Origin of the sequence: Xanthomonas sp. LMG 12460, assembly GCF_009192895.1 — a bacterium.
GTDB lineage: Bacteria > Pseudomonadota > Gammaproteobacteria > Xanthomonadales > Xanthomonadaceae > Xanthomonas_A > Xanthomonas_A sontii.
Genome location: NZ_NKUH01000011.1, coordinates 64568 through 88743, shown reverse-complemented (window position 1 = coordinate 88743; position 24176 = coordinate 64568). Strand labels below are relative to the sequence as shown.

Sequence of the window (24176 nt, the reverse complement as noted above, 5' to 3'; positions counted from 1 at the left end):
AAGATCCACATTCCCCAAGCCTGATAAACCGCTCACACGCCTCACCCACGCCGCAGCAACATCTGCGTCATCAGTGCGCGCAGGGCTGGCGCGCGGACCGGTTTGGCCAGGAAGCCCCAGCCGCGGTCCTGTGCCAAGGTGCGCAGCGCCGGATCGGCTTCGGCGGTGACCAGGATCACCCGCGGCTCGGCCTGCCAGCGTGCGCACAGCTGCGCGAACAGGGTCGGGCCGTGGCAGTCGCCCATGCGCACGTCCAGCAATACCAGTTCCGGCGCCTGTGCCGGCTGCGCCGCGGCCAGCGCCTGGTCCGGGCCGGCGGCCAGTTCCACCTGGCAGGCCCAGCGCGTCAGCAGGGTCCGGCTGGCCTCGCAGACGCGCGGGTCGTCGTCGATGCACCAGACCCGGCAGCCATGCAGGATCGGGTCGTCGCCGTTGTCGCTGGCCATCGCCGCCGGCACCTGGCGTTGCGCCGCAGCGGCATCGCCCAGCGGCACGGTCACCGAGAACACGCTGCCGCGGCCCAACTGCGAGCGCAGGCCGATGCGGTGACCGAGCAGGCGGCCGATGCGCTCCACGATCGCCAGGCCGAGGCCGGCGCCGCGGTCGTTGGCGACGCCGTCGCCAAGTCGGCGGAATTCTTCGAAGATCTCCTGCTGCAGGGCGTCGGGAATACCCGGTCCCTGATCGTGCACTTCGATGCGCAACTGCGCACCGTCGCGCCGGCAACCCAGCAGCACCCGTCCGCGCGGGGTGTAGCGCACCGCGTTGGAGAGGAAGTTCTGCAGGATGCGCCGCAGCAGGGTCGCGTCGCTGCGCACGGTGGCGCGGGTCGGTACGTAGTCCAGGCGCAGCCCACGGCCTTCGGCGACGATGCCGAACTCGCGTGCCAGGGTCTGCAGCAGCGGGTCCAGCGCCAGGTCCTGCACCTGCGTCTTCAACGTGCCCGCTTCCAGTCGCGAGATGTCCAGCAGGCTGTTGAGGATCGCGTCCTGCGCCGCCAGCGCGTTGTCGACATGGTCGGCGATCTGCCGCGCATCGGCCTCGTGCAGCTTGCCGCGCAGCGCCGAGACGAACATGCGCGCGGCGTTGAGCGGCTGCAGCAGGTCGTGCACCGCCGAGGCCACGAAGCGGGTCTTGTAGCGGTTGGCGTTCTCGGCCTCGCGCTTGGCCTCGGCCAGGTCGTGGGTGCGTTCGGCGACGCGATGCTCCAGCGCGTCGGCCAGCGAGCGCAGCTCGCGCGCGGCGTTCTTGTAGCTGGTGATGTCGGCGTAGCTGGTGACGAAACCGCCGTCGGGCAGCGGATTGCCGCGGATCTCCAGCACCGTGCCGTCGTCCTTCTCGCTCTCGCGCATGTGCGGGCGGCCGCTGCGCAGGTGGTCAAGGCGGCGCTGGATCGCCGCTTCCACCGGGCCGGGGCCGAGCAGGCCGCGGCGTGCGTTGTAGCGGAACACATCCTCGATCGGGCGCCCCACCCGGATCAGTTCCGGCGGGAAGCGGAAGATCTCCAGATAGCGTGAATTCCACGCCACCAGGCGCAGTTGCGCATCGATGATCACCACGCCCTGCGGCAGGTGCTCCAGGCTGCGGCTGAGGCCGGTGTCGGCCTGCTGCGCGGCCTGCACGATACCGTCCTGGGCGGTGCGCAGCTCCTGCGCATGCTGCTGCAGCAACGCCTCCAGTTCGCGCCGGCTGCGCTGGCGCAGCCGTGCCAGGCGCTGGCGCTGCTGGAACAGCAGACCCAGGAACGACAGCGCCAGCCAGATCCCGGCCGCGGCCAGCGCGGCGGCGCGGCCGGCCGCGCGGCTGCCGCCGACGTCGTGTAGCAGGTGCAGGCGCCAGCCGCCCTCCGGCAGCGCCATGCTCTGCCACAGCAGCGGCGCCGGCTGCGCAGGCATGTCGATGCGCATCACCTGGCCGCCGTCGTCCAGCGTCTCCAGCACCCGCCGTCGCGCCGGCAGCAGCGTCTGTTGCGCGTACTGGCGGGTGGCCAGCAGTTCGTCGCGCTCGTGCGCGCTGAGCGGCTGCAACTGGCGATAGCGCCAGACGTCGCGGCTGGACAGGAACACCACGCCGTGGCCGTCGCTGACCAGCACCACGTCGGGCACGCGCAGCCATTCGTGCTCCAGCGCGGCCAGTTCGATCTTGATCACGATCACCCCGAGCGGGCGCCCGCGTGCGTCGAGGATCGCCTGCGAGAGGAAGTAGCCGGGCACGCCGGTGGTCATGCCGATGCCGTAGAAGCGGCCCTTGCCCTGCGCCAATGCCTGTTTCACGTAGGGGCGGAAGCTGTAGTCGGCGCCGACGTTGCTGCTGGCCAGGCGCCAGTTGCTGGCGGCCAGGGCCACGCCGTTGGCGTCGATCAGGGTCAGGGTCGAGGAGCGGGTGACGTCGTTGGCGCGCTCCAGCTTCAGGTTCAACTGCTGCTGGGTAGCCGCGTCCAGCGGATGGGTCAGGGCGTCGCGCAGTTCCGGATCCAGCGCCAGCACCTGCGGCAGGGTACGGTAGCGGTCGATGCGCTGCTGCAGCGTCTGCGCATACAGCTCCAGCTGTTGCCGCAGTTGCACGCTCTCGGCGCGCAACGCGCGCTGTTCGGCGACGTGCTGCGCCGACAGCATCGCCAGCACCATGCCGCCGACGATGACGACCAGCAGCAGGATCAGGCGACGATGGCGCAGGAGCGAGGGCATGCGGAAGAACGCGGCGACCGGGACCGCATCAGCTTAGAGGGTGCGCTGCCGTTTGCGGCATGCGGCGGAGATGGCGGGCGTCGCGGACCGCCAACGAGCCGAAACCGCCGGCAGGTGCAACGGCGATCGCATCAGGGAACGTCGCCGGTGTCGTCTTGCGGATGTGCCGCGAACACGCGGTGGACGCCGAGGCCGCATCACCCAAGGGGCCTTGGCATCGCCGACGCCCCTCCTGCGGCTCGCTGCGAAGCCTTTGCGGCTGGCGCAGCGGGGTGCACGCCGGCCGATCGCCTCGGATCGGCCGACGTGCGCTGGCTCAGAACTGAACCTGGGCGCGGACGTCCAGCGAGTTCGGCTTGACGTGCACGCCGGCGCGTTCGGCATCGGCGCGCACGTAGTTGACCTGGAACTTGAAGTGGCTGGTCAGGTACCAGTTGGCGCCGAAGGTCCAGTCGTGCTGGCGGCCGCCGAGCACCGTGCCGTCGTCCAGGTCCAGGCGGCTGTAGCGCGCCAGCAGCTCGACCGCGCCGTAGGCGTTGGCCGGCTTGATGTTGCCGACGTTGCCGGCGCTGTACGGCCGCGATTCGCCGGTCAGCACGTAGCTGGCGAACACGTACTGGCCGTCGGCGGTGTAGTCGGGGCGGCCGTTGTCGCGGGTCACGTCGGCGCGCAGCGCCTCGCCCTGCATCGAGAACGGTCCCTTGATCCAGATCGCCTCCAGGCCGGTGCGGCGCACCTGGTCGACGTCGACCAGCGTGCCCGAATCGATCAGGCGCACGTCGGTCAGGCCGGCTTCCGGACGCGCACGGAAGCGCGCGCGCGGGCTGAAGCTCACGTCCAAGCCGTTGTGGTAGCCGCGCGGATTCTCCTGCGAGTACGCCAGGCCCAGGTGCAGCACGTCGCCGTCGGCCTTGAACGGGGTCCACACGCCGCGCACCGCCTGGGTGGTGCCGGGGTTGTCGCCCTGCAGGTCCTTGCCGCCGTAGGCGCCGGCCTGCAGCAGGTATTGCGGACGCTCGAAGGTCCACTCCACGCCGGTACGGCGGCCCTGGTAGATGGCCTGCACCGGCAGCGCCACTTCCATGAAGCTGTCCGCGCGCGAGCTGGTCACGCCTTCCAGGCCCACCGGCACCTTGATGTAGCCCAGGCGCACCTTGCCGTAGTCGGCGCCGAACAGGGCCTTGGTCTCGAAGCGGAAGAACACGTCCAGCCACAGCTTGGACTGGAAGTCGAAGTACACCATCGCGTCGTACACGCCCTTCTTCTTCAGCGTCGCGCCGAACTCCTTGCGCCGGAACGCGTTGTCGTCCTCAAGGCGACCGTCGTCGTTGGAGAAGTTGTTCCAGTCGTAGGCGTAGTTGCCGGTCACGGCCAGTTCGGTGCCGTCGTTGAAGGCGACCTTGGTCGGCCAGTCGTCGAAACCGTTGGCGGCGACGGCGGGAGCGGCGGCGGTCAGGCCCAGCGCAGCGAAGAGGAGAGTGTGGCGCATGATGGAGTCGTCTCGGTAAGGAATGAAGGCGCGGCAGTCCCCGGCCGGGCTGGTGGTGCCATGGATGGCGCGGGCAGTGCGGTGGTGGACCGCACGCGAACGGCGAGGCCGCTGCGATGCGGACACGGTGCCGGACGCGATGCCCCCTGCATGCAATAGCGGACGCGCCCGGCCGTTCTTTACGGCGATGTTGCAGTCCTGCGACGCCGTCTCCCCCTGAAGACGTGCGCTGCGATGGCGGCCACGCCGCCATCGGCCGCGAGGGGCGGCGTCTGCGTGCGGCGTTGCGTCAGCCCTTCCGTGAGCCTGCCGCGCCACTGTAACCGCGTCGACACGGCGCGGCGCCGGGCCTAGTACCAATAGGTTATCTGCTTAGACGCTGGCGACGCGTACAAAGGCAGCATTCCGCGACCCGCGTCGGGTGGGCGGACCGTCCCGGAGCGCCTTCGATGCATATCTCAACTTCCCCGGCCAGCCCTGCGCCGCGGCCGGTGCCGTTCTACCGGCATACCTACGTCCAGGTGCTGGTGGCCATCGTCATCGGTGCCGTGCTCGGCCATCTGGAGCCGCAGTTCGCCACGCAGCTCAAGCCGCTGGCCGATGCCTTCATCAAGCTGGTGAAGATGATCATCGCGCCGGTGATCTTCCTGACCATCGTCACCGGCATCGCCGGCATGACGCACCTGAAGACGGTGGGCCGGGTGTTCGGCAAGGCGATGGTGTACTTCCTGTTCTTCTCCACCCTGGCGCTGGTGGTGGGCATGATCGTCGCGCACGTGGTGCAGCCCGGCGCGGGCATGGACGTCAACCTGGCCACGCTGGACCAGAGCAAGGTCGCCAGCTACGTGCAGAAGTCGCACGACCTGACCCTGGTCGGCTTCCTGATGGACATCATCCCCAACTCGCTGCTCGGCGCGTTCACCGGCGACCAGGTGGTGAACGGCAAGCTGGTCGGGACCAACGTGCTGCAGGTGCTGTTCGTCGCCGTGCTGTTCGGCGTGTCGCTGGCCATGGTCGGCGAGCGCGGCAAGCCGGTCCTGAACTTCCTGGAGGCGTTGATCGCGCCGGTGTTCAAGCTGGTGCACATCCTGATGAAGGCCGCGCCGATCGGCGCGCTGGGCGCGATCGCCTACACCATCGGCGAGCACGGCCTGCACTCGCTGGTGCAGTTGGCCTGGCTGGTCGGTTCGTTTTACGTCACCTCGCTGCTGTTCGTGGTGGTGATCCTCGGCGCCGTCGCCTATCTGTGCGGCTTCTCGATCTTCAAGCTGATCCGCTACCTCAAGACGGAACTGTTGCTGGTGCTGGGCACGTCCTCGTCCGAATCGGCGCTGCCGTCGCTGATGGAGAAGATGGAGCGCGCCGGGTGCGAGAAGTCGGTGGTCGGCCTGGTGGTGCCCACCGGTTACTCGTTCAACCTCGACGGCACCAACATCTACATGACGCTCGCGGCGCTGTTCATTGCGCAGGCCACCAACACCGAACTCACTCTGGGCCATCAGATCACGCTGCTGCTCGTGGCGATGCTCAGCTCCAAGGGCGCGGCCGGTGTGACCGGCGCCGGCTTCATCACCCTGGCGGCGACGCTGGCGGTGGTGCCGGAAGTGCCGGTCGCCGGCATGGCGTTGATCCTGGGCGTGGACCGCTTCATGAGCGAATGCCGCTCGCTGACCAACTTCATGGGCAATGCGGTGGCCACCGTGGTGGTCTCGCGCTGGGAGAATGCGCTGGATCGCGACCGCCTGCGCCTGGCGCTGGATGGCGAGGCCGTGCCGCTGCCGGCGGTGGCGGCCGAACCGCTCGCCACGCGCTGATCCCTTGCATCACACGACGCGCCGGCCTTGCCGGCGCGTTGCTTTTTTCCTGCCCCCAAGGCCGTGGCGACAGCCGCCAGACAGGACCGCTCCTGCGGCTGGGGGTAGAATTCCGGGCCTCCGCGCCTTTCGACAAAAGAAGCCCTCGATGTCAAACGACGATTTCAAACAGGCCGCCCTCGACTATCACCGCCAGCAGCCGCCGGGCAAGATCAAGGTCTCCGCGACCAAGCCCATGCTGACCCAGCGCGATCTCTCCCTGGCCTATTCGCCGGGCGTCGCCTTCGCCTGCGAGGCCATCGTCGCCGATCCGAAACAGGCCAGCGAACTGACCGCGCGCGGCAACCTGGTGGCGGTGATCAGCAACGGCACCGCGGTGCTGGGCCTGGGCAACATCGGCCCGCTGGCGTCCAAGCCGGTGATGGAAGGCAAGGGCGTGCTGTTCCAGAAGTTCGCCGGCATCGACGTGTTCGACATCGAGATCAACGAGAACGACCCGGACAAGCTGGTCGACATCATCGCCAGCCTCGAGCCGACCTTCGGCGGCATCAACCTGGAAGACATCAAGGCGCCGGAGTGCTTCATCGTCGAGCGCAAGCTGCGCGAGCGCATGAACATCCCGGTGTTCCACGACGACCAGCACGGCACCGCGATCATCGTCGGCGCGGCCGTGCTCAATGCGCTGGTGGTCACCGGTAAGAAGATCGAAGAGGTCAAGCTGGCCACCACCGGCATGGGCGCGGCCGGCATCTCCTGCGTCAACATGCTGGTCTCGCTGGGCCTGAAGCCGGAGAACATCCTGGCGCTGGACCGCGACGGCGTGATCCACACCGGCCGCACCGACCTGGACCCGGACAAGGCGCGCTACGCGCGCGACACCGACAAGCGCACCCTGGCCGAGATCGTCGAGGGCGCGGACATCTTCCTGGGCCTGTCGGCCGCCGGCATCCTCAAGCCGGAGATGGTGGCGACGATGGCGCCGCAGCCGGTGATCTTCGCCCTGGCCAATCCGAATCCGGAGATCACGCCGGAGGCAGCCAAGGCGGTGCGTCCGGACGCGATCATCGGCACCGGCCGTTCGGACTATCCGAACCAGATCAACAACGTGCTGTGCTTCCCCTACCTGTTCCGTGGCGCCATCGACGTCGGCGCCACCGGCATCAACGAGGAAATGAAGATCGCCTGCGTCAAGGCGATCGCGGCGATGGCGCGGCGCGAGGCCTCCGACCTCGGCGCGGCCTACGGCGGCGAGACGCCGAGCTTCGGCCCCGACTACCTGATTCCGCGGCCGCTGGATCCGCGCCTGCTGGTCGAGCTGTCCTCGGCGGTGGCGCAGGCGGCGATGGATTCGGGCGTGGCCACGCGGCCGATCGCCGACATGGCCGCCTACCGCGACAAGCTCAGCCAGTTCGTCTACCGCACCAGCCTGATGATGAAGCCGGTGTACGACCGCGCCCGCGCCGACAAGCAGCGCGTGGTCTATGCCGAGGGCGAAGAGGAAGTGGTGCTGCGCGCGGTGCAGAGCGTGATCGACGAGGGCCTGGCGTTCCCGATCCTGATCGGCCGCCCGGACGTGATCGAGGCGCGCATCCAGCGCCTGGGCCTGCGCATCACTGCCGGCGTGGATTTCGAGATCACCAACATCCACGACGATCCGCGCTTCAACGACTACTGGCAGTACTACCACGCGCTCACCGAGCGCCGCGGCGTCACCGTCACCGCGGCCAAGGAACTGATGCGCTCGCGGCCGACCCTGATCGCCGCGGTGATGGTCGCGCGCGGCGAAGCCGATGCGCTGCTCACCGGCGTGGTCGGCCGCTTCCACAAGAAGCTCGGCTATGCGCGCAGCGTGATTCCGCTGGAGCCGCGGGTCAGTTCGACCTCGGCGATGACCGGTGTGATCAACCAGCAGGGCGCGTTCTTCTTCGTCGACACCCACGTGCAGGAAGACCCGAGCGTGGAGCAGATCGTCGAGGCCACGCTGCAGGCCGCCTATCGCCTGAAGCTGTTCGGCATCGAGCCGAACATCGCATTGTTGTCGCACTCCAATTTCGGCAGCCACGATTCGCGCGACGCGCTGAAGATGCGCCAGGTGCGCGAGGCGCTGCTCAAGCGCAAGCCCGAGCTCAACATCGACGGCGAGATGCAGGGCGATACCGCGTGGGACGAGGCGCTGCGCAAGCAGATCATGCCCAACAGCACGCTGAAGGGCCGCGCCAACCTGTTCGTGCTGCCGAACCTGGAAGCGGCCAACATCGCCTACAACCTGGTGCGCGTGTTCACCGACGGTGTGGCGATCGGCCCGATCCTGATGGGCATTTCCAAGGCGGTGCACATCCTCACCACCAGCGCCACCTCGCGCCGGGTGATGAACATGACCGCGATCGCCGCGGTCGACGCGCAGATCCGCAAGCAGCTCGAAGCGGAAAAATAAGCCGCCACGCGGCTTCCAGCCCGCACCGGCCCGCATGACTGCGGTGCCGGTGCGGCTGCATGTGCTCAAGCGGCGCTTCGGGCGTGCGCACACGGCACGGCTGGCAGCACGGCTGCCACCCTCATGTCTTCAGGAGATCCGCTCGCGCGCTGCGCGCGCCTCACGTGCGAGTCGTGCGCGAGGCCGTGCCTGAGCGCGCGATGTCGCCGCAGACGGAGTGACTGGCAGGGAAGGCAACCGCGATTGCGTCAGGGGCAGTGAGGGAGTGGCGCCGCAGCGGCACGCGTGCCGCAACCGCTGCGTCGGATCGCGGCGAGATCAGCGAAAGGGCGGGGCTGGAAGCGGTTTCATATCGGGGCGACAGCAGGTGTCGCGGTGCGAGTCGCGTCTTCACGCGCAGCCCGCACCTGGGCTGCGCGGGGTCGAGCCGGGCACGGGGACGACGCCAGTGGCGCCGCGCCGCGCTCAGGCCATGCGCTTGCCCACCGGCAACGGCAGGCTGTCGCTGTCGGTCTGGTTCAGCTTGGACGGTTTGCCGGTCAGCAGCACATACGCATCGACGCCGGTAAGTTCGGCGATCTTCAGCAAATGCCGGGCATTGGGGACCGAACGGTTGTTCTCCCAATGACCCAGGGTGCTATGCGCCACGCCCAGCAAGGCGGCAAGCTCGCGCAGTGTGAAACCGGCATTTCGCCGCGCCTGCATCAAACGCACACCTATATCCACGAGACACCTCAAAGCGGCATGTCGGCGCCGCGTGATGCCAGCATAGTGGTGCGTTGGTTCCGTATCAAGCGAACCGGAAAGGCGCGTGAAAGGACCGCCTGGGGCCGCCGCCGCGCACCGCGCCCGTGGCGGGACGGGCTGCTAGAATCGCCTGTCCCTTTTTGCCGTGTCCCCACCGCCATGAGCCATACCGCCACCGCGCCCGCCAATGCCCAGACGCGCTACGAGGTGCGCCGCGCCGACCTGCCGCTGAGCTGCCCGACCCCGGAAATGGCGCTGTGGAACTCGCATCCGCGGGTCTACCTGCCGATCGAGGACGAGCCGGGCCTGGAAGCCAAGTGCCCGTACTGCGGCGCGGTCTTCGTGCTGGTCGACTGATCCGGGTTCGATGCACCGCCTGACCGTGGTGCAGCTGCTGCCGGCGCTGGAGTCCGGCGGCGTCGAGCGGTCCACCCTGGAAATCGCCCAGGCCCTGGTCGAGGCCGGGCATCGCGCCGTGGTCGTGTCGGCCGGCGGCCGGCTGCTGCCGGCGCTGGCCGCCACCGGCGCCGAACACATCGCCCTGGACATCGGCCGCAAGTCCTTGCTGACCCTGCGCCACGTGCCGGCGCTGCGGCGCCTGTTCGCGCGCGAGAGCGCGGACGTCGTGCACGCGCGCTCGCGGCTGCCGGCCTGGCTGGGCTGGCGCGCGCTGCAGGGCATGCCGGCGGCGCAGCGTCCGCGCCTGGTCACCACCGTGCATGGGCTCAACTCGCCGAGCCGCTACAGCGCGGTGATGACCCGCGGCGAGCGGGTCATCTGCGTGTCCGAGACCGTGCGCGACTACGTGCTGCGGCACTATCCGCAGACCGATCCGGCGCGCCTGCGGGTGGTGCCGCGCGGTATCGATCCGGCGCAGTTCCCGCGCCGTCCCTGGCCCGATGCACAGGCGCGGGCCTGGGCCGTCAGCCAGGCGCCGGCGTTGGCCGGGGATGGGCCGCTGCTGCTGTTGCCGGGGCGTGGCACCCGCCTGAAGGGCCACGCCGACGCGCTGCGCCTGCTGGCGGTGCTGCGCGGCGAGGGACGCGACGCGCGGCTGTGGCTGCCGGGCGCGCGCGAGGCCGGGCGCGAGGCCTACATCCGCGAACTGGAAGCCGAGGCGGCGACCCTCGGCGTGGCCGACGCGGTGGCGTTCACGCCGCCGACCGCACGCATCGCCGACGCCTACGCCGCCAGCGACCTGGTGCTGCAGCTGTCGCGCAAGCCCGAGGCGTTCGGTCGCACCGTGGTCGAGGCGCTGGCGGTCGGGCGGCCGGTGCTGGGCTGGGCGCATGGCGGGGTCGGCGAATTGCTGGCGCAGCTGCAGCCCGCCGGCGCAGTGGCGACCTTCGACGCCGTGGCCTTGCTGGCGGCCGCGCGCGCACTGCTGGCACAACCGCCGGCGCCGCCGGCCACGCTTCCCTATACGCTGCAGGCGATGCAGCGCAGCACCCTGGCGATCTATGACGAACTCCGGCCCTGACGGTTCCCTGTCCGCTTCTGCCTTGCCCGAAGTCCGCGAACGCTGGGCGCCGGTGTGGGTGCTGGTGTTCGTCGCGCTGTGGCCTGCGCCGGGCCTGGCCGCCGGGGTGCTGGCGCTGGGCGCCCTGGTCACCCTGGCGCGCCTGCTGCACAGCCGCTTCCGCGGCGGCGCGCGCCTGCTCAGCGGCCCGGCCTGGGCGCTGACCACGCTGCTGTTCCTCACCTACTGGCTGCCGCAGCCGCTGTCGGCGCTGGGCGCGGTGGACGTGCCGCTGGCACTGCGCGAATCGGCGGTGGACCTGCGTTTCCTGCCGTTCCTGTGGCTGGTGGCGATGGCGGTGGCGACGCCGCGCGGTCGCCGCACCACCTTCAACGGCCTGGCGGTGATCGCCGCGATCTGGACCCTGGATGCGCTGGCGCAGGCGTTGTGCGGCACCAGCCCGCTGTTCTGGTCGCTGGACCAGCTGAAGTGGGCGATCAGCCACCACGGCCTGTGCACGCCGCAGGAGATCGCCCTGGCCGATCGCCTCAGCGGCGTGTTCGGCCCGTGCAACCTGAAGTTCGGCCAGGTGCTGGCCAGTGTGTCGCCGTTCCTGCTGTGGCTGGCCGCGCGCCGCGGCGGTGCCTGGGGCTGGCTGATCGCGGCAGGGGCGGTCGGCGTGGTGCTGGTGCTGGCGGGATCGCGCGCGTCGTGGATCACCTTCGCGGTGCTGCTGGTGCTGTCGGGCTGGCGCCTGCTCGGCGCGCGCAAGCTGCTGGCGCTGGGCGTGGCCGCGCTGCTGGGCGCCGGTGTGCTCGGCGTGGTGTCGCCGCAGGTGCACGACCGCTTCGAGCGCACCGCGCGCGCACTCAGCGGGCATCCGGCCGACCTCAACGCGGCGCTGACCGGGCGTGCGCAGATCTGGAGCGCGGCCTGGTGCATGATCCGCCAGCACCCGATCAACGGCGTCGGCGTGCGCGGCTTCCGCGAGGCCTACGTCGGGTGCGACCCGGATCCGAGCCATGCCGGGGAATGGGGGCGCGAGCCGGCCTTTCATGCCCACCAGATCGTGCTCGAGGTGCTCGCCGAGACCGGCGTGATCGGCCTGCTGCTGTGGCTGGCCGGTGCCGCGCAGGCGTGGCGCGCGTGGCGCTACGCCTCGGCGCAGGCGCGCGAGCGGGCGCGCCCGGCGATGCAGGCGCTGCTGATCACGGTGTTCCCGTTCAATACCCACCTGGCGTTCTATTCGTCGTTCTGGGGCGGGCTGACCATGCTGCTGATCGGCCTGTACGCCGGCGCCCTGCTGGCGAACGACCCCGAACCGGGCGAGCGCGCCGACGCCGCGACGCCTGGGTGAGCGCTCAGCCGCGCTCGTAGAAGTCGCTGCGGCCGCCGGGCTGGCGCTTGAAGCGGCGGTGGATCCACAGATACTGCGCCGGCGCTTCGCGCACCATCGCCTCGATGGCGGCGTTGACCCGCGCGGTGTCGGCGACCATGTCCTCCGACGGGAAGTCCTGCAGCGGCGGCGCGATGCGCAGCACGTAGTCGGCGCCTTCGCGGCGGTGGAAGTACGGCACCACCGCGCAGCCGGTCAGCCGCGCCAGTTGGTGGGTGGCGGTGATGGTGGCCGCAGGCATGCCGAAGAACGGCACGAACACCGTGTCCTTGCCGCGCATGTCCTGGTCCGGCGCGTACCACAGGAAACCGCCGCGCTTGAGATGGCGCACGCTGCCGCGCAGGTCCTCGTTGGCGAACATCGCGGTGGCGTAGCGCAGGCGGCCGCGCTTGACCGCCCATTCGAACACCGGATTGCGGTGGCGCCGGTACATGCCGGCCAGCGGCACGTACTGGCACAGCAGCCGGCCGCAGATCTCCAGGGTCATGAAGTGGCCCGACACCAGCAGCACGCCGCGGCCCTGCGCCTGCAAGGCCTGCAGGTGTTCCAGCCCCTCGATGCGGGTGCGCCGGCGGATCGCGCCGATGCCGCCCCACCAGGCGCGGGCGAATTCGAACACGCCCACGCCCAGCGCATCGAAGCTGTCGCGCAGCAGGCGTTCGCGCCAGGCATCGCTCTGCTCCGGGAAGCACAGCTTCAGGTTCACCTCGGCGGCGTGGCGGCGGGTGCCGGCCAGGCGCAGCGCCAGCCAGCCGATGCCGCGACCCAGGGCGCGCTGCAACAGCCAGGGCAGGCGCGCGGCGATCACCGCCAAGCCGAGCAGCAGCCAGGTGGGCCAGTGGCGGGGCGAGCGTGGCGGCGGTGCGGCCTGGGTGGCGGACGCGGGCGGAGTGGGGGCGGCAGACATGCGCCAAGTTTAGCCGGGCGCGTGCATCACCGCGTCGGCGTGCGCTGCGGCGCGCGTGGCGATCGTCTGCCGCCGCCTGCTTGCAACCGGCTATGCTGTCCGGATGCGCAACGATTTCATCGAGCGGCTGCTGCGCGGCCTGTACTCGGCCGTGCTCTATCTGCTGCTGCCGGTCACCGTCTATCACCTGGTCTGGCGCGGTTTTCGCGTGCGCCAGTACTTCCAGCGCTGGGACGAGCGCTACGCCTCGTATTCGCAGGCCCGCGGGCGGCCGCGGGTGTGGCTGCATGCGGTCTCGGTGGGCGAGGTCAACGTCGCCGCGCCGGTGGTCAATGCGCTGCGCGCGCAGCGCCCGGACATCCGCTGGGTGATCACCACCATCACCCCGACCGGTTCGGAGCGGGTGCGCGCGCTGTGGGGAGACGCGCTCGATCATGTGTATCTGCCCTACGACGTGCCCGGCAGCGTCGGCCGTTTCCTGCAGCACTTCCGCCCCAGCCTGGCGCTGATCCTGGAAACCGAGCTGTGGCCGAACATGCTGTTCGGCTGCCGCGACCGCGGCATTCCCGTGTACGTGCTCAATGCGCGGCTGTCGGCGCGTTCGTTGCGCGGCTATCGGCTGCTGCGGCCGTTGATCGGGCGCGCGCTGCGCACCGTCACCTGCGTGGCGGCGCAGTCGCAGGAGGATGCCGAGCGCTTCGTCGCGCTGGGCGCGCGTGCCGAGCAGGTGCGCGCGTTGGGCAACCTGAAGTTCGACATCGCCGCGCCTGCGCACTTGCCGGAGGTCGTCGCCGCGTTCCGCGAGCGCGTGCCGGCGACGCGTCCGGTGTGGATCGCCGCCAGCACCCACGACGGCGAGGAAGCGGCGGTGATCGAGATGCACCGGCAGTTGCGCCGGCAGTGGCCGGACCTGCTGCTGCTGTGGGCGCCGCGGCATCCGGAGCGCTTCGCCAAGGTCGAGGCGCTGGCGCGCGACCAGGGCTGGCGCGTGGCCACGCGCCGCCAGCAGCAGTGGCCGGGCACCGAGGATGCGGTGTTCGTGATCGATACGCTGGGCGAGCTGATGGGGTTCTATGCGTGTGCCCAGGTGGCTTTCGTCGGCGGCAGCCTGCAGCCGATCGGCGGCCACAACCTGCTGGAGCCGGCGGCGGTCGGCACGCCGTCGGTGACCGGCCCGCACCTGCATAATTTTTCCGAGATTTCGCGGCGCATGCGCGAAGCCGGGGCGGTGGCCATCTGCGAGGACGCCGGCGCCGTGTGCGCGGCGCTGCAGTCCCTGCTGGGCGATGCCGAGGCGCGCACGCGCATGGCCGAGGCCGGCTGCGCGCTGGTCGCCAACGGCCGCGGCGCGCTGCAGCGGACCCTGCAGCTGATCGCGCCGCACCTGCCGCCGTTGGCGGGCGATGCGGGCGTGGAGGACTGACGCGTCGTAGAGGCGCGCGTGCAGATCCGTCGCAGCGGGTATCGCCATGACGGGCTGTTCATGGGAAGTCCCGTCGCGGCTGAAGCCGCTCCTGAAGCTCCTGCGAATGACATGCGTCGTTACTCGAGGTGCCCTGCAAGTCGCGACGCATGGCTCTCGCCATCCCTCTCCTCCCATCGCGCAGCGCGTCGGGACTGAAGTCCCTCACACAGGAGGCTGCCGCATCTCGCCCCACGCCTCCATAAACAAAAACGGCGGACCCGAAGGCCCGCCGTTTCGGCGGCAAGCGCGTGTGCGTGCGCTTACTGCGTGCTGTTGGCGGAGTTGAGCTTGGATTCGGCGCTCTGGGTCAGCAGCGCGTTGATCGACTGCACCTCGGCCACGTCCAGCGAGCCGAGCGCCTGGCTCAGCAGCAGACGGTTCTGCAGGAAGTTGTAGCGCGCCTGCGCGTAGGCCAGCTGCGCCTGGTACAGGGTGCGCTGGTTCTGCACCACGTCCAGCACGGTGCGGGTGCCCACTTCCAGGCCGACCTGCGAGGCATCGAACGCGGCCTGCGCCGAGACCACCGCCAGGCGCCGCGCCTCGATTTCGCTGATCCCGGCCACCACCGTCTGGTAGGCGTTGCGGGTGTTGCGGTCGAGCGCGCGCTTCTGCAGTTCGTAGGTGTCCTGGGCGATGTCGCGCTGCGCCAGCGCCTGGCGCACGCCGGACTGGGTGGCGCCGCCGGCGAAGATCGGGATGTTCAAGGTCAGGCCGATGGTGTTGCTGTCGGCGCGCGGGGTGCTGCCGCTGCCGGAGACGCTGTTGCCCCAGTTCGCATCGCGGCCGGCGCTGGCCGACAGGCTCAGCGTCGGCAGGTGCCCGGCGCGTGCCGCCGAGACGCTGGCCTCGGCCGCCTGCACCTGGTACTGATAGGACCGCAGCGACGGGTTCTTGTCCAGCGCCGAGGCGATCAGGCTGTCGATGTCGCCGCCGGTGGCCGGCAGCTGCGGACGGAAATCCTCCGGCAGGCCGCGCAGGTCGCGCACCGGCTGGCCGGTGATCTGGGTCAGCGCCTGGTACAGGTCCTGCAGCGAGTTGCGCGCATTGATCGTGTCGGCGCGGGCCTGGTCGTACTCGGCGCGGGCTTCGTGCACGTCGGTGATCGGCGCCAGGCCCACTTCCAGGCGCTTGTCGGCGTAGTCGAACTGCTTCTTGGCGGCGGCTTCGTTGGTCTCGGCGGCGACCAGCGATTCGATCGCCACCAGCACGTTGAAGTAGGCCGCCGAGGTGCGCACGATCAGGTCGTCGTTGGCCGAATCCAGGGTGTAGTCGGCGGCCAGGCTGCGCGCCTTCTGCGCGCGCAGGTTGGAGAACTGGGCGAAGTTGACCAGGGTCTGCTGGCCCTGCACGGCGTAGCTGCGGCTCTTGCCGGTGCCGGCCAGTTCGCCGCCGCCGCGCTCGACTTCGCTATGGTTGCGCTGCAGCGAGGCGCTGCCGTTGATCTGCGGCAGCAGGGCGGCGCGCGCCTGCACTTCGCCTTCCTTGTCGTACAGCCGGGTCGATTCCGCGGAGGCCAACTGCGGGTCGCTGTTGCGGGCCATTTCGTAGACTTGCAGCAGGTCCGTGGCGTTGGCGGCCAACGGAAACAGCGCGGCGGCCAGCGCCAGGACGAGGGATCGGCGGATCATTGCGGCTTCCTTGATGGATCAGAATGTGAACTGGGGGACTGGCGCTGCGCCTCGCAGGTAGTACGCCAGGTCGGTTTCGAACAGCGATTCCGTGCGCGGCGCGCCCGCTTCGGCATGCACCAGCACCGCTTCCATGACCGGCGCGCGGCCGCGGATCGCGAACAGGCGGCCGCCGGGGCGCAGCCAGGCCAGGAACTGGGCCGGGATCTCGGTGACCGCGGCGGTGACGCAGACCACGTCGAAGCGGCGCTCGCTGTTCCAGGCGAAGGCGTCGGCGGTCTCGATGCGGACGTTGCTGCCCAGGCCGGCGGCGTCCAGGTTGGCGCGCGCGGCGGCGGCCAGGGCCGGCTCGATCTCCAGGCTGACCACTTCGCGGCCGAGCTCGCCCAGGCAGGCGCTGACGAAGCCGCTGCCGGTGCCGATCTCCAGCACGTCCTCGCCCGGCTGCAGATCCAGGGCCTGCAGCATGCGGCCTTCGATCACCGGCTTCATCATGAACTGGCCGTGGCCCAGCGGAATCTCCAGGTCGGCGTAGGCCACGGTGCGGTGGGCCGGCGGCACGAAGGTCTCGCGCGGCAGCCGCGACAGCACGTCGAGCACGCGCAGGTCCAGCACGTCCCAGGGACGGACCTGCTGTTCCACCATCTTTTCGCGGGCTTGGGAGTAGTCGATCGTCATTTCGGGCATCCAACGCGGAGGGCCGGGCATTTTAGCCGGCACGGAGGCCGGGCGTATGCCGCAGCATCGCCGCCGGACGGTCCGGCGCGCAGTGCCGGAAGTCATCGGCCGTCGCGGACAGCCCCACGGCCGGGCTAGCGCGCCGCATAGGCACGCAGGAAGAAGTCGATGCTGGCCTCGACATGGGCGCGGATCCGCTCCTGGCTGGCGTCGCGGCACAGCCCGCACATCATCAGCGAGTACAGCTCGCCCTTGACCAGGCAGAAGAACTGCGAGGCGGCCAGGTCGAGGTCGGCGATGTCCAGCGCGCCGGCGGCGACGTGGGCCTGCAGCAGCTGCGCCAGGTGCTGCTGGGTGCGCTTGGGACCGGCATTCCAGAACATCTCGCGGACGTGGTCGTCGCCGGTGCCCGGGGTCAGCATCATGCGGTGGGTGGCCATCGCCGCCTCGCTGCTGATCATGGCGAAGAAGGCCTGGCCGATGTCCAGCAACTGGGTGCGCAGCGGTCCTTTCAGGGCGTGTCCGAACAGGTCGTCGGGCAGCAGCGCCTGGCATTGCGCGCGCACCGCCTCGGCGAACAGGGTTTCCTTGTCGCCGTAGTGGCTGTAGACGGTGAGCTTGGAGACGCCGGCGCGGGCGGCGATGCCGTCCATGCTGACCCCGCCGAAGCCCAGTTCGGTGAACATTTCCCGTGCCGCTTCCAGGATCGCGGCGCGTTTGCCCATGTCCTTGGGGCGACCGGGCCCGGCGGGACGCGAGGAGGATTTGGCGGAGGCGGCGGACGATTTGCTGACCATGGGTGGCAATACTAGACCAGTCGGTTCGATATTTATACTAGACCCGCTGGTTCATTATTGTGACGCTGCGTTCGGCGGGCGGGGCAGCCGGGCTGCGCAGTGCGCCGGCGGGCACGGGCGGCAGGGCCACGGCATCCAATGCTTTGCTTATGCGCGGCTTACATTTGCCTAACATCGGGCTCATGGTCGCCTAATCGACCGCCCCGACGATGCCGCCATGGCCATCGTCCCCCTCTCCGCTGCTTCCGGTTTCCGCTTCGCCGATCCTGTGCTGGTCGATGCCCTGCATCCCGATCGCGCGCAGGTGGAAGCCTTCATCGCCCGGGTCTACCGCGAGCGCTACGGCGCGGTCCTGCGCGGCTTTCTTCCGCACCTGCTCGCCTACCACGGCGCCGACGGTCGCCTGCAGGCCGCGCTGGGGCTGCGCTGCGCCAGCGAGGGTCCGCTGTTCGTCGAGCAGTACCTGGCGCAGCCGGCCGAGCTGGCGATCGCCGAGCGGATGCCGCGGCGGGTGGTGCGCACGGAGTTGGTGGAGGTGGGCAATTTCGCCGCCGAGCACGCCGGCGACGCGCGGGCGATGATCCGCGCGCTGACCTGCACCCTGCATGGCGCGGGCCTGCGCTGGGTGCTGTTCGTGGCGACCCGGCAACTGCGCAACGCCTTCGATCGCCTGCACCTGGCCACTGTGGAGCTGGGCGAGGCGCGTGGCCAGGACCTGCGAGACGATCCCAGCGACTGGGGCGACTACTACGCGGCGCAGCCGCGGCTGATGTTCGGCGACATCGCCGCCGGGCACGCCTTCCTGCAACGCGAGGGGGAACCCCGCCACGGCGTGCTGCCCACGTTCCGCGCCTGCCTGGCGGGGGCGCCGTGAGCACGCCCGGCGTCGCCGACCTGCTGGCCGGCTTGCGCGGCGACGACGCGCGCGTGCTTTACGCCGATGGGGCGCTGCGCGAGCGCGATCTGCTCGAGCGCGCCCAGCGCCTGGCCGATGCGCTGCAGGAGCATGGGATGCATTGCGTCGCCAGCCGCCTGGACAACGGCCCCGAGTGGCTGCTGCTGGATCTGGCGATCCGCCTGAACGGCGGCGTGCACGTGCCGCTGCCGACCTTCTTCAGCCCGGCGCAGGTGCAGTACGCCCTGGCCAGCAGTGGCGCGCAGGGGCTGATCGCGGCGCCGGGTCCGGCCCTGGCCGACCTGGACGGCGAGGCGCTGCGCCTGCCGGAGCCGGGACTGGCCGGCCGGCGCCTGACGCAGGCGCCGGTGGCCCTGCCCGCGGGCACCGGCTGCATCACCTACACCTCCGGCACCACCGGCCAGCCGAAGGGCGTGTGCCTGAGCGCCGACGCGTTGCTGCAGGTCGCCGGCTCGCTGGCCGACGCCGCCTCGGCGCTGGCGCCGCGCCGGCACCTGTGCCTGATGCCGCTGTCGACGCTGCTGGAGAACGTCGGCGGCCTGTACGCGCCGCTGCTGTCCGGCGCGCAGATCGCGCTGCCATCGCTGGCCGAGATCGGCTACAGCGGCGCTGCCGGCCTGGACATCCCGACCCTGATCGCCTGCCTGCACCGCTACCAGCCGCATAGCGTGATCCTGGTGCCGCAGTTGCTGCTGGGGCTGGTCATGGCCGCCGAGCGCGGCGTGCCGCTGCCCGCCTCGTTGCGCTACCTGGCGGTCGGTGGTGGCCGCGTCGGCCCGGGCCTGCTGCGCCGTGCGGCGGCGCTGCAGTTGCCGGTGTTCGAAGGCTACGGCCTGACCGAGTGCGCCTCGGTGGTGGCCTTGAACCGGCCCGAGGCGCAGCGCCTGGGCAGCGTCGGACGGCCGCTGCCGCATGCGCGGGTGCAGGTGGTCGATGGCGAACTGCAGGTCGAGGGCGTGCGCTGCCTGGGCTACCTGGGTGCGCCCGGCCCGGCACCGGGGCCGATCGCCACCGGCGACCTGGGCCATGTCGATGCCGACGGCTTCGTGCACATCACCGGCCGCCGCAAGCATGTGTTCATCACCGCCTTCGGCCGCAACGTCTCGCCGGAGTGGGTGGAAAGCGAACTGCTGCAGCATCCGCTGATCGCGCAGGCGGTGGTGTGCGGCGAGGCGCGTGCGCACAACCTGGCGGTGCTGTGGCCGCGCCGCGCTGGCGAAGACGACGCCGCGCTGCACGGCGCGCTGGCCGAGGTCAATGCCGGCCTGCCCGATTACGCCCGCGTCGCCGGCTTCGTGCGCGCCGCCGCGCCGTTCAGCGCCGCCGACGGTCTGCTCACCGGCAACGGCCGCCCGCGCCGCGACGCCATCCTGCAGCGCTACGCCGACGCCGTGGCGCAGCGCTATGCCGAACTCGAACCCGATCCCGCCCCAGGAGCCTTCCAATGAGTTTCCATGCCCGGCTGCTCGCCGAGACCCAGGCCGAACGCGCCGACCTGATCGCCATCCCGATCATCCAGACTGCCCTGGCCGGGCAGATCGCCGGCGCCGACTACGTCGCCTTCCTTGGCCAGGCCTATCACCACGTGCGCCATACCGTGCCCCTGCTGATGGCCTGCGGCGCGCGCCTGCCGGCGCGGCTGGAGTGGCTGCGCAGCGCGGTGGCCGAGTACATCGAGGAAGAACTGGGCCACCAGGAGTGGATCCTCGACGACCTGGCCGCCTGCGGCGCCGACCGCGCCGCCGCCGCCGCCTCGATGCCATCGGCGGCGACCGAACTGATGGTGGCCTACGCCTACGACACCATCGCCCGCGGCAATCCGGTCGGCTTCTTCGGCATGGTGCTGGTGCTGGAAGGCACCAGCGTGGCGCTGGCCACGCGCGCGGCCGAGAGCATCGAGACCTCGCTGGGCCTGCCGCGCAACGCCTTCAGCTACCTGCGCTCGCACGGCGACCTGGACATCGAGCATGCCGGCTTCTTCGAAGGCCTGATGGACCGGCTCGACGATGCCGACGACCAGCGCGCCGTGGTGCATGCGGCCAAGCGCTTCTACGGCCTGTACGGCGACATTTTCCGCAGCCTGCGCGCACAGCCGGCGCTGCCCATGGCGGAGGCCGCATGATGGATCTCAACGGACGCAGTGTGATTCTCACCGGCGCCAGCGGCGGCATCGGCGCCGCCCTGTGCGACGAACTGGTGGCCGCCGGTGCCTGCGTGCTGGCGGTCGGCCGCGACCCGGTGCGCCTGGCGCAGGTCGCCGGCCGGCATCCGCAGGGGCGGGTGCTGCCGCTGCCGCTGGACCTGTCCACGCCGGCCGGGCGCGCGCAGTTGCTCGCCGCCGCCGGGGCCTTGCCGATCCGTCCCTCGCTGCTGCTGATCGCGCATGCGCAGAGCGGCTTCGGCCTGTTCGCCGAGCAGTCCGAGCAGGATCTGCGGCAATTGCTGGACACCAACCTGATGGCGCCGATGTTGCTGGTGCGCGCGCTGCTGCCGTTGCTGCAGGCGCAGCCGCAGGCCACGGTGGTGGCGGTGGGCTCGACCTTCGGCAGCCTGGGCTTCCCCGGTTTCGCCGGCTACAGCGCCAGCAAGTTCGGCCTGCGCGGGCTGTTCGAGGCGCTGGCGCGCGAGTACGCCGACAGCCATGTGCGTTTCCAGTACCTGGCGCCGCGCGCCACCCGCACCGCGTTCAATACCGCGCAGGTGGATGCGATGAATCAGGAGCTGAAGGTCGGCGCGGATACGCCCGAGCGGGTGGCGCGCGCGCTGCGCCAGGCGATCGAACGCGGCGACCGGCGCCTGCAGATCGGCTGGCCGGAAAAACTCTTCGCCCGCCTCAACGGCGCCTTGCCGGGGCTGGTGGACCGCAGTTTGAAAGCGCAGTTGCCCGTGGTGCGCCGGCATGCCGCGCGCGTTCCTTCCCGATTTGGAGATGCCCGATGAACGTCCGTCTGCGTGCGCTGTCGTTGTTGCTTGCGCTGTCGCCGCTGGGGGCGGCCGTCGCCGCCGCGCCGCTGACGCCGGCGGTGGTCGCGGTGCGCGACCAGTGGGCCCAGGTCGCCTACCAGACGCCGAAGCCGCAGCGCCTGCAGGCCTATGCCAGCCTGGCCGCGCAGGCGGCCGCCGCCCGCCAGGCGGCGCCGCGCGATCCGGCGGCGCTGATCTGGGAGGGCATCGTGCTGTCCAGCGAAGCCGGCGAGCGCGGCGGCCTCGGTGCGCTGGGCCTGGTCAAGCGCGCCCGCAGCGATTTCGAGCAGGCGCTGGCGCTGGACCCGGCCGCCCTGAACGGCGCCGGCTGCACCAGCCTGGGCGCGCTGTACTACCAGGTGCCGGGCTGGCCGGTGGGCTTCGGCGACGACGCCAAGGCGCGCGCGCTGCTGCAGCAGGGCCTGCAGTACGACCCGGACGGCATCGACGCCAACTACTTCTACGGCGATTTCCTGCGCGCGCAGAAGGACTGGAGCGGCGCCGCGGCGGCGCTGCGCAAGGCCCTGGCGGCGCCGCCGCGGCCCGGCCGCGAGGTGGCCGACCACGGCCGCCGCCAGCAGATCCAGGCGGCGCTGCACGAGGTCGAAACGCATCTTGCCAGCCGCTGAGCGGCCGCCCACACTGCGGTCATGCGCATCCTGCTGGTGGAAGACGATCTGTCGCTGGGAGAGGGCATCCGCACCGCCCTGCGCCGCGCCGCCTATTCGGTGGACTGGGTGCAGGACGGTGCCGCCGCGCTGGCCGCGATCGGCGATGGCGAGATCGACCTGGTGCTGCTGGACCTGGGGCTGCCGCGGATGGACGGGCTGGAGGTGATCCGGCGCACCCGCCAGCTCGGTGCCGACGTGCCGATCCTGGTGCTCAGCGCGCGTGAGCGGCCGGCCGACCGTGCGTTGGGCCTGGACGTGGGCGCCGACGATTACCTGGGCAAGCCCTTCGATACGACCGAACTGCTGGCGCGCACGCGTGCGCTGCTGCGGCGCAGCGCCGGCCGCGCCACGCCGCAGCTGGAGATCGGCGCGCTGCACCTGGACCCGGAGCGCCTGGCGGTGCGCTGGCGCGGCCGTGCGCTGGACCTGACCCGGCGCGAGTTCGCCCTGCTGTGGCTGCTGGCCGAGCGCCACGGCCGCGCCATCGCCCGCGATTCGATCCAGCAGCGGCTGTACGGCTGGGACGAGGATGTGGCCAGCAACGCAGTGGATGTGCACGTGCACCAGTTGCGGCGCAAGCTCGATCCGGCGCTGATCCGCACCGTGCGCGGGGTCGGCTACGCGCTCGACACCCAGGCCGCGACGGCGGCGCCATGAGTTCGATGCGGCGACGCTTGCTGGGCGGCCTGCTCGGCGTGGTGGTGCCGGTGTTCGCGCTGACCGCGCTGCTGAGCTACCGCGCCGGGCTGCAGGAGGCCGGCGAGATGTTCGATGCCAAGCTGGTGCAGTCCTCGCGCGTGTTGCTGAGCCTGGTCGACGAGCCGCTGGACGATCTGTCGCGGCTGGGTCCGGCCGGCGATGCCATCGTGATCCGCGGCTGGCATGGCCAGGCGCAGGGCGTGGGCGAGGCGCTGGCGTTTCGCACCGGGCACGCCTACGAAAGCAAACTCGCGTTCCAGGTGCGCGACCGCAATGGCCATCTGCTGCTGCGCTCGGACAGCGGGCCGACCCGGCAACTGGCGCCGCTGCGCGCCGGCTTCGCCGACGTCACCCTGGATGGCGACCGCTGGCGCACCTTCAGCCTGCGCTCGCCGGGCGGGCGCTGGTTCCAGACCGGCGAACAGGCCGATATCCGCGAGGAACTGGCCGAGGACATCGCGCTGGGCACGGCCCTGCCGTTGCTGCTGGCCCTGCCGGTGCTGGTGGTGCTGGTGTGGCTGGTGGTGAGCTGGGCCAGCGGTGCCCTGAGCCGGGTCTCGCAGGCGATCGGCGAGCGCGACCCGCAGCGGCTGGAACCGCTGCCGCTGCAGGGCGTGCCGCGCGAGATCCTCGGCCTGGTCGCCGCGGTCAACGGACTGATGCGGCGCCTGCAGACCGCGCTGGAGCGCGAACGCCGCTTCATCGCCGATGCCGCGCACGAACTGCGTACTCCCATCGCCGCGCTGAAGGTGCATGCCGACAACCTGCGCCAGGCCCGCGACGCCGACGAGCGCGGCGAATCGCAGCGGCACCTGGACGCCAGCGTGCGCCGGGTGGAGCGGTTGGTCGCACAGTTGCTGACCCTGAGCCGGGTCGAGCCGGGGGCTGCCGCCGCGGCGCTGTCGCCGCTGGCGCTGGACGCGCTGGTGGCGTTGCAGGTGGAGGAGGCGCGCGACCAGGCCGCGCGCCGCGGCCAGCACCTGCACCTGCGCCGCAACGACCCGGCACGGCTGCCGGCCAACGAGGCGGCGCTGTCGGCGCTGGTGCGCAACCTGATCGACAACGCGCTGCGCTACGCGCCGCCGCAGGGCCAGGTCGAGGTGGCGCTGTGCGCCGGCCGTGACGGCGTCTGCTTCAGCGTCGAGGATTCCGGCCCCGGCATCCCGGCCGAAGCGCGCGAGCGGGTGTTCGCGCGCTTCCACCGCGAGCTGGGCAGTGGCGTGGAAGGCAGCGGCCTGGGCCTGGCGATCGTGCGCGAGGTGGTGACCGCGCACGGCGGCGAGGTGACCCTGGACGCCTCGCCGACCCTGGGCGGCCTGCGCGTCTGCGTGACCCTGCCGCTCCCCCCGTGAGCCAGGCCTGGGCGTCAGGAACACCCTGACATCGGCGCCGAACAGGCGGTGATAGATTAGCCATCTGCCCACA

20 protein-coding genes are annotated in these 24176 nt (G+C 70.8%); 13 read left to right on the top strand and 7 right to left on the bottom strand.

Going from position 1 to position 24176, the window contains the following annotated elements; all coding sequences use genetic code 11:
• Nucleotides 1-41 precede the first annotated feature (41 nt).
• Both CEK66_RS02690 and CEK66_RS02685 read right to left on the bottom strand, forming a co-directional pair.
• Complete coding sequence (locus tag CEK66_RS02690; protein WP_152235861.1) at nucleotides 42-2687, bottom strand: PAS-domain containing protein; 2646 nt, start codon at nucleotides 2685-2687, stop codon at nucleotides 42-44.
• Between the two features lie 316 nt (nucleotides 2688-3003).
• Nucleotides 3004-4176, bottom strand: coding sequence for a porin (locus tag CEK66_RS02685; protein WP_017917402.1), 1173 nt, complete (start codon nucleotides 4174-4176; stop codon nucleotides 3004-3006).
• 449 nt (nucleotides 4177-4625) lie between these two features.
• On the opposite strand from CEK66_RS02685, the gene CEK66_RS02680 reads away from it, so the two are divergent.
• A complete protein-coding gene (locus CEK66_RS02680; RefSeq protein WP_026143958.1) occupies nucleotides 4626-5990 on the top strand; it encodes a dicarboxylate/amino acid:cation symporter in 1365 nt (454 codons plus the stop codon).
• A gap of 148 nt (nucleotides 5991-6138) precedes the next feature.
• On the top strand, nucleotides 6139-8424 hold the full coding sequence (locus tag CEK66_RS02675; RefSeq protein ID WP_017910606.1) for an NADP-dependent malic enzyme: 2286 nt from the start codon (nucleotides 6139-6141) through the stop codon (nucleotides 8422-8424).
• A 465-nt stretch (nucleotides 8425-8889) separates the two neighbouring features.
• On the opposite strand, the gene CEK66_RS02670 is transcribed toward CEK66_RS02675, so the two are convergent.
• Entirely contained in the window at nucleotides 8890-9138 is a 249-nt protein-coding gene (locus tag CEK66_RS02670; protein ID WP_255325562.1) for a helix-turn-helix transcriptional regulator, read from the bottom strand.
• A 192-nt stretch (nucleotides 9139-9330) separates the two neighbouring features.
• On the opposite strand from CEK66_RS02670, the gene CEK66_RS02665 reads away from it, so the two are divergent.
• The 3 genes from CEK66_RS02665 to CEK66_RS02655 are packed head-to-tail and all read left to right on the top strand — an operon-like array spanning nucleotide 9331 to nucleotide 11987.
• Nucleotides 9331-9528 (top strand): zinc-finger domain-containing protein, encoded by a 198-nt coding sequence (locus tag CEK66_RS02665; protein WP_010344507.1) that lies wholly within the window; start codon nucleotides 9331-9333, stop codon nucleotides 9526-9528.
• A 10-nt stretch (nucleotides 9529-9538) separates the two neighbouring features.
• Nucleotides 9539-10651 (top strand): glycosyltransferase family 4 protein, encoded by a 1113-nt coding sequence (locus CEK66_RS02660; protein WP_152235860.1) that lies wholly within the window; start codon nucleotides 9539-9541, stop codon nucleotides 10649-10651.
• A complete protein-coding gene (locus CEK66_RS02655; protein ID WP_152235859.1) occupies nucleotides 10632-11987 on the top strand; it encodes an O-antigen ligase in 1356 nt (451 codons plus the stop codon). The genes CEK66_RS02660 and CEK66_RS02655 overlap by 20 nt, the downstream gene beginning before the upstream one ends.
• A gap of 4 nt (nucleotides 11988-11991) precedes the next feature.
• Here the strand turns inward: CEK66_RS02655 and CEK66_RS02650 are convergent, their stop codons facing one another.
• Nucleotides 11992-12933: an LpxL/LpxP family Kdo(2)-lipid IV(A) lauroyl/palmitoleoyl acyltransferase gene (locus CEK66_RS02650; protein ID WP_150409973.1), complete on the bottom strand. Its 942-nt coding sequence runs from the start codon at nucleotides 12931-12933 to the stop codon at nucleotides 11992-11994.
• Nucleotides 12934-13036: 103 nt separating this feature from the next.
• Here CEK66_RS02650 and waaA point away from each other — a divergent pair, with 103 nt between their 5' ends.
• Nucleotides 13037-14356: a lipid IV(A) 3-deoxy-D-manno-octulosonic acid transferase gene (waaA, locus tag CEK66_RS02645; protein ID WP_152235858.1), complete on the top strand. Its 1320-nt coding sequence runs from the start codon at nucleotides 13037-13039 to the stop codon at nucleotides 14354-14356.
• A gap of 302 nt (nucleotides 14357-14658) precedes the next feature.
• On the opposite strand, the gene CEK66_RS02640 is transcribed toward waaA, so the two are convergent.
• The 3 genes from CEK66_RS02640 to CEK66_RS02630 all read right to left on the bottom strand — a co-directional run bounded on the left by CEK66_RS02640 (nucleotide 14659) and on the right by CEK66_RS02630 (nucleotide 17429).
• Entirely contained in the window at nucleotides 14659-16026 is a 1368-nt protein-coding gene (locus tag CEK66_RS02640) for a TolC family outer membrane protein (RefSeq protein WP_017911135.1), read from the bottom strand.
• An 18-nt stretch (nucleotides 16027-16044) separates the two neighbouring features.
• Nucleotides 16045-16704 carry a protein-L-isoaspartate O-methyltransferase gene (locus CEK66_RS02635; RefSeq protein WP_152235857.1) on the bottom strand — a complete coding sequence of 220 codons (660 nt, stop codon included), beginning with the start codon at nucleotides 16702-16704 and terminating at the stop codon, nucleotides 16045-16047.
• A gap of 134 nt (nucleotides 16705-16838) precedes the next feature.
• The gene (locus tag CEK66_RS02630; RefSeq protein WP_017911136.1) at nucleotides 16839-17429 is read right to left on the bottom strand and encodes a TetR/AcrR family transcriptional regulator; all 591 of its coding nucleotides are present in this window, start codon (nucleotides 17427-17429) and stop codon (nucleotides 16839-16841) included.
• A gap of 289 nt (nucleotides 17430-17718) precedes the next feature.
• On the opposite strand from CEK66_RS02630, the gene CEK66_RS02625 reads away from it, so the two are divergent.
• The 7 genes from CEK66_RS02625 to CEK66_RS02595 are packed head-to-tail and all read left to right on the top strand — an operon-like array spanning nucleotide 17719 to nucleotide 24103.
• Complete coding sequence (locus tag CEK66_RS02625) at nucleotides 17719-18375, top strand: thermostable hemolysin (protein ID WP_152235856.1); 657 nt, start codon at nucleotides 17719-17721, stop codon at nucleotides 18373-18375.
• A complete protein-coding gene (locus CEK66_RS02620; protein ID WP_152235855.1) occupies nucleotides 18372-19865 on the top strand; it encodes an AMP-binding protein in 1494 nt (497 codons plus the stop codon). Before CEK66_RS02625 ends, CEK66_RS02620 begins: the two co-directional genes overlap by 4 nt.
• On the top strand, nucleotides 19862-20539 hold the full coding sequence (locus tag CEK66_RS02615; protein WP_043094824.1) for an iron-containing redox enzyme family protein: 678 nt from the start codon (nucleotides 19862-19864) through the stop codon (nucleotides 20537-20539). Before CEK66_RS02620 ends, CEK66_RS02615 begins: the two co-directional genes overlap by 4 nt.
• Nucleotides 20539-21357 carry an SDR family oxidoreductase gene (locus CEK66_RS02610; protein WP_152235873.1) on the top strand — a complete coding sequence of 273 codons (819 nt, stop codon included), beginning with the start codon at nucleotides 20539-20541 and terminating at the stop codon, nucleotides 21355-21357. Before CEK66_RS02615 ends, CEK66_RS02610 begins: the two co-directional genes overlap by 1 nt.
• Nucleotides 21354-22010, top strand: coding sequence for a tetratricopeptide repeat protein (locus CEK66_RS02605; protein WP_150411446.1), 657 nt, complete (start codon nucleotides 21354-21356; stop codon nucleotides 22008-22010). The genes CEK66_RS02610 and CEK66_RS02605 overlap by 4 nt, the downstream gene beginning before the upstream one ends.
• A 21-nt stretch (nucleotides 22011-22031) precedes the next feature.
• Nucleotides 22032-22709, top strand: coding sequence for a response regulator transcription factor (locus CEK66_RS02600; protein WP_010344484.1), 678 nt, complete (start codon nucleotides 22032-22034; stop codon nucleotides 22707-22709).
• On the top strand, nucleotides 22706-24103 hold the full coding sequence (locus CEK66_RS02595) for an ATP-binding protein (RefSeq protein WP_226978472.1): 1398 nt from the start codon (nucleotides 22706-22708) through the stop codon (nucleotides 24101-24103). The genes CEK66_RS02600 and CEK66_RS02595 overlap by 4 nt, the downstream gene beginning before the upstream one ends.
• Nucleotides 24104-24176 lie beyond the last annotated feature (73 nt).

Coding starts and splice junctions, on each gene's coding strand:
- CEK66_RS02690 (WP_152235861.1), bottom strand. CDS start 2,687: ATGCCCTCGCTCCTGCGCCATCGTCGCCTGATCCTGCTGCTGGTCGTC.
- CEK66_RS02685 (WP_017917402.1), bottom strand. CDS start 4,176: ATGCGCCACACTCTCCTCTTCGCTGCGCTGGGCCTGACCGCCGCCGCT.
- CEK66_RS02680 (WP_026143958.1), top strand. CDS start 4,626: ATGCATATCTCAACTTCCCCGGCCAGCCCTGCGCCGCGGCCGGTGCCG.
- CEK66_RS02675 (WP_017910606.1), top strand. CDS start 6,139: ATGTCAAACGACGATTTCAAACAGGCCGCCCTCGACTATCACCGCCAG.
- CEK66_RS02665 (WP_010344507.1), top strand. CDS start 9,331: ATGAGCCATACCGCCACCGCGCCCGCCAATGCCCAGACGCGCTACGAG.
- CEK66_RS02660 (WP_152235860.1), top strand. CDS start 9,539: ATGCACCGCCTGACCGTGGTGCAGCTGCTGCCGGCGCTGGAGTCCGGC.
- CEK66_RS02655 (WP_152235859.1), top strand. CDS start 10,632: ATGACGAACTCCGGCCCTGACGGTTCCCTGTCCGCTTCTGCCTTGCCC.
- CEK66_RS02650 (WP_150409973.1), bottom strand. CDS start 12,933: ATGTCTGCCGCCCCCACTCCGCCCGCGTCCGCCACCCAGGCCGCACCG.
- waaA (WP_152235858.1), top strand. CDS start 13,037: ATGCGCAACGATTTCATCGAGCGGCTGCTGCGCGGCCTGTACTCGGCC.
- CEK66_RS02640 (WP_017911135.1), bottom strand. CDS start 16,026: ATGATCCGCCGATCCCTCGTCCTGGCGCTGGCCGCCGCGCTGTTTCCG.
- CEK66_RS02635 (WP_152235857.1), bottom strand. CDS start 16,704: ATGACGATCGACTACTCCCAAGCCCGCGAAAAGATGGTGGAACAGCAG.
- CEK66_RS02630 (WP_017911136.1), bottom strand. CDS start 17,429: ATGGGCAAACGCGCCGCGATCCTGGAAGCGGCACGGGAAATGTTCACC.
- CEK66_RS02625 (WP_152235856.1), top strand. CDS start 17,719: ATGGCCATCGTCCCCCTCTCCGCTGCTTCCGGTTTCCGCTTCGCCGAT.
- CEK66_RS02615 (WP_043094824.1), top strand. CDS start 19,862: ATGAGTTTCCATGCCCGGCTGCTCGCCGAGACCCAGGCCGAACGCGCC.
- CEK66_RS02610 (WP_152235873.1), top strand. CDS start 20,539: ATGGATCTCAACGGACGCAGTGTGATTCTCACCGGCGCCAGCGGCGGC.
- CEK66_RS02605 (WP_150411446.1), top strand. CDS start 21,354: ATGAACGTCCGTCTGCGTGCGCTGTCGTTGTTGCTTGCGCTGTCGCCG.
- CEK66_RS02600 (WP_010344484.1), top strand. CDS start 22,032: ATGCGCATCCTGCTGGTGGAAGACGATCTGTCGCTGGGAGAGGGCATC.
- CEK66_RS02595 (WP_226978472.1), top strand. CDS start 22,706: ATGAGTTCGATGCGGCGACGCTTGCTGGGCGGCCTGCTCGGCGTGGTG.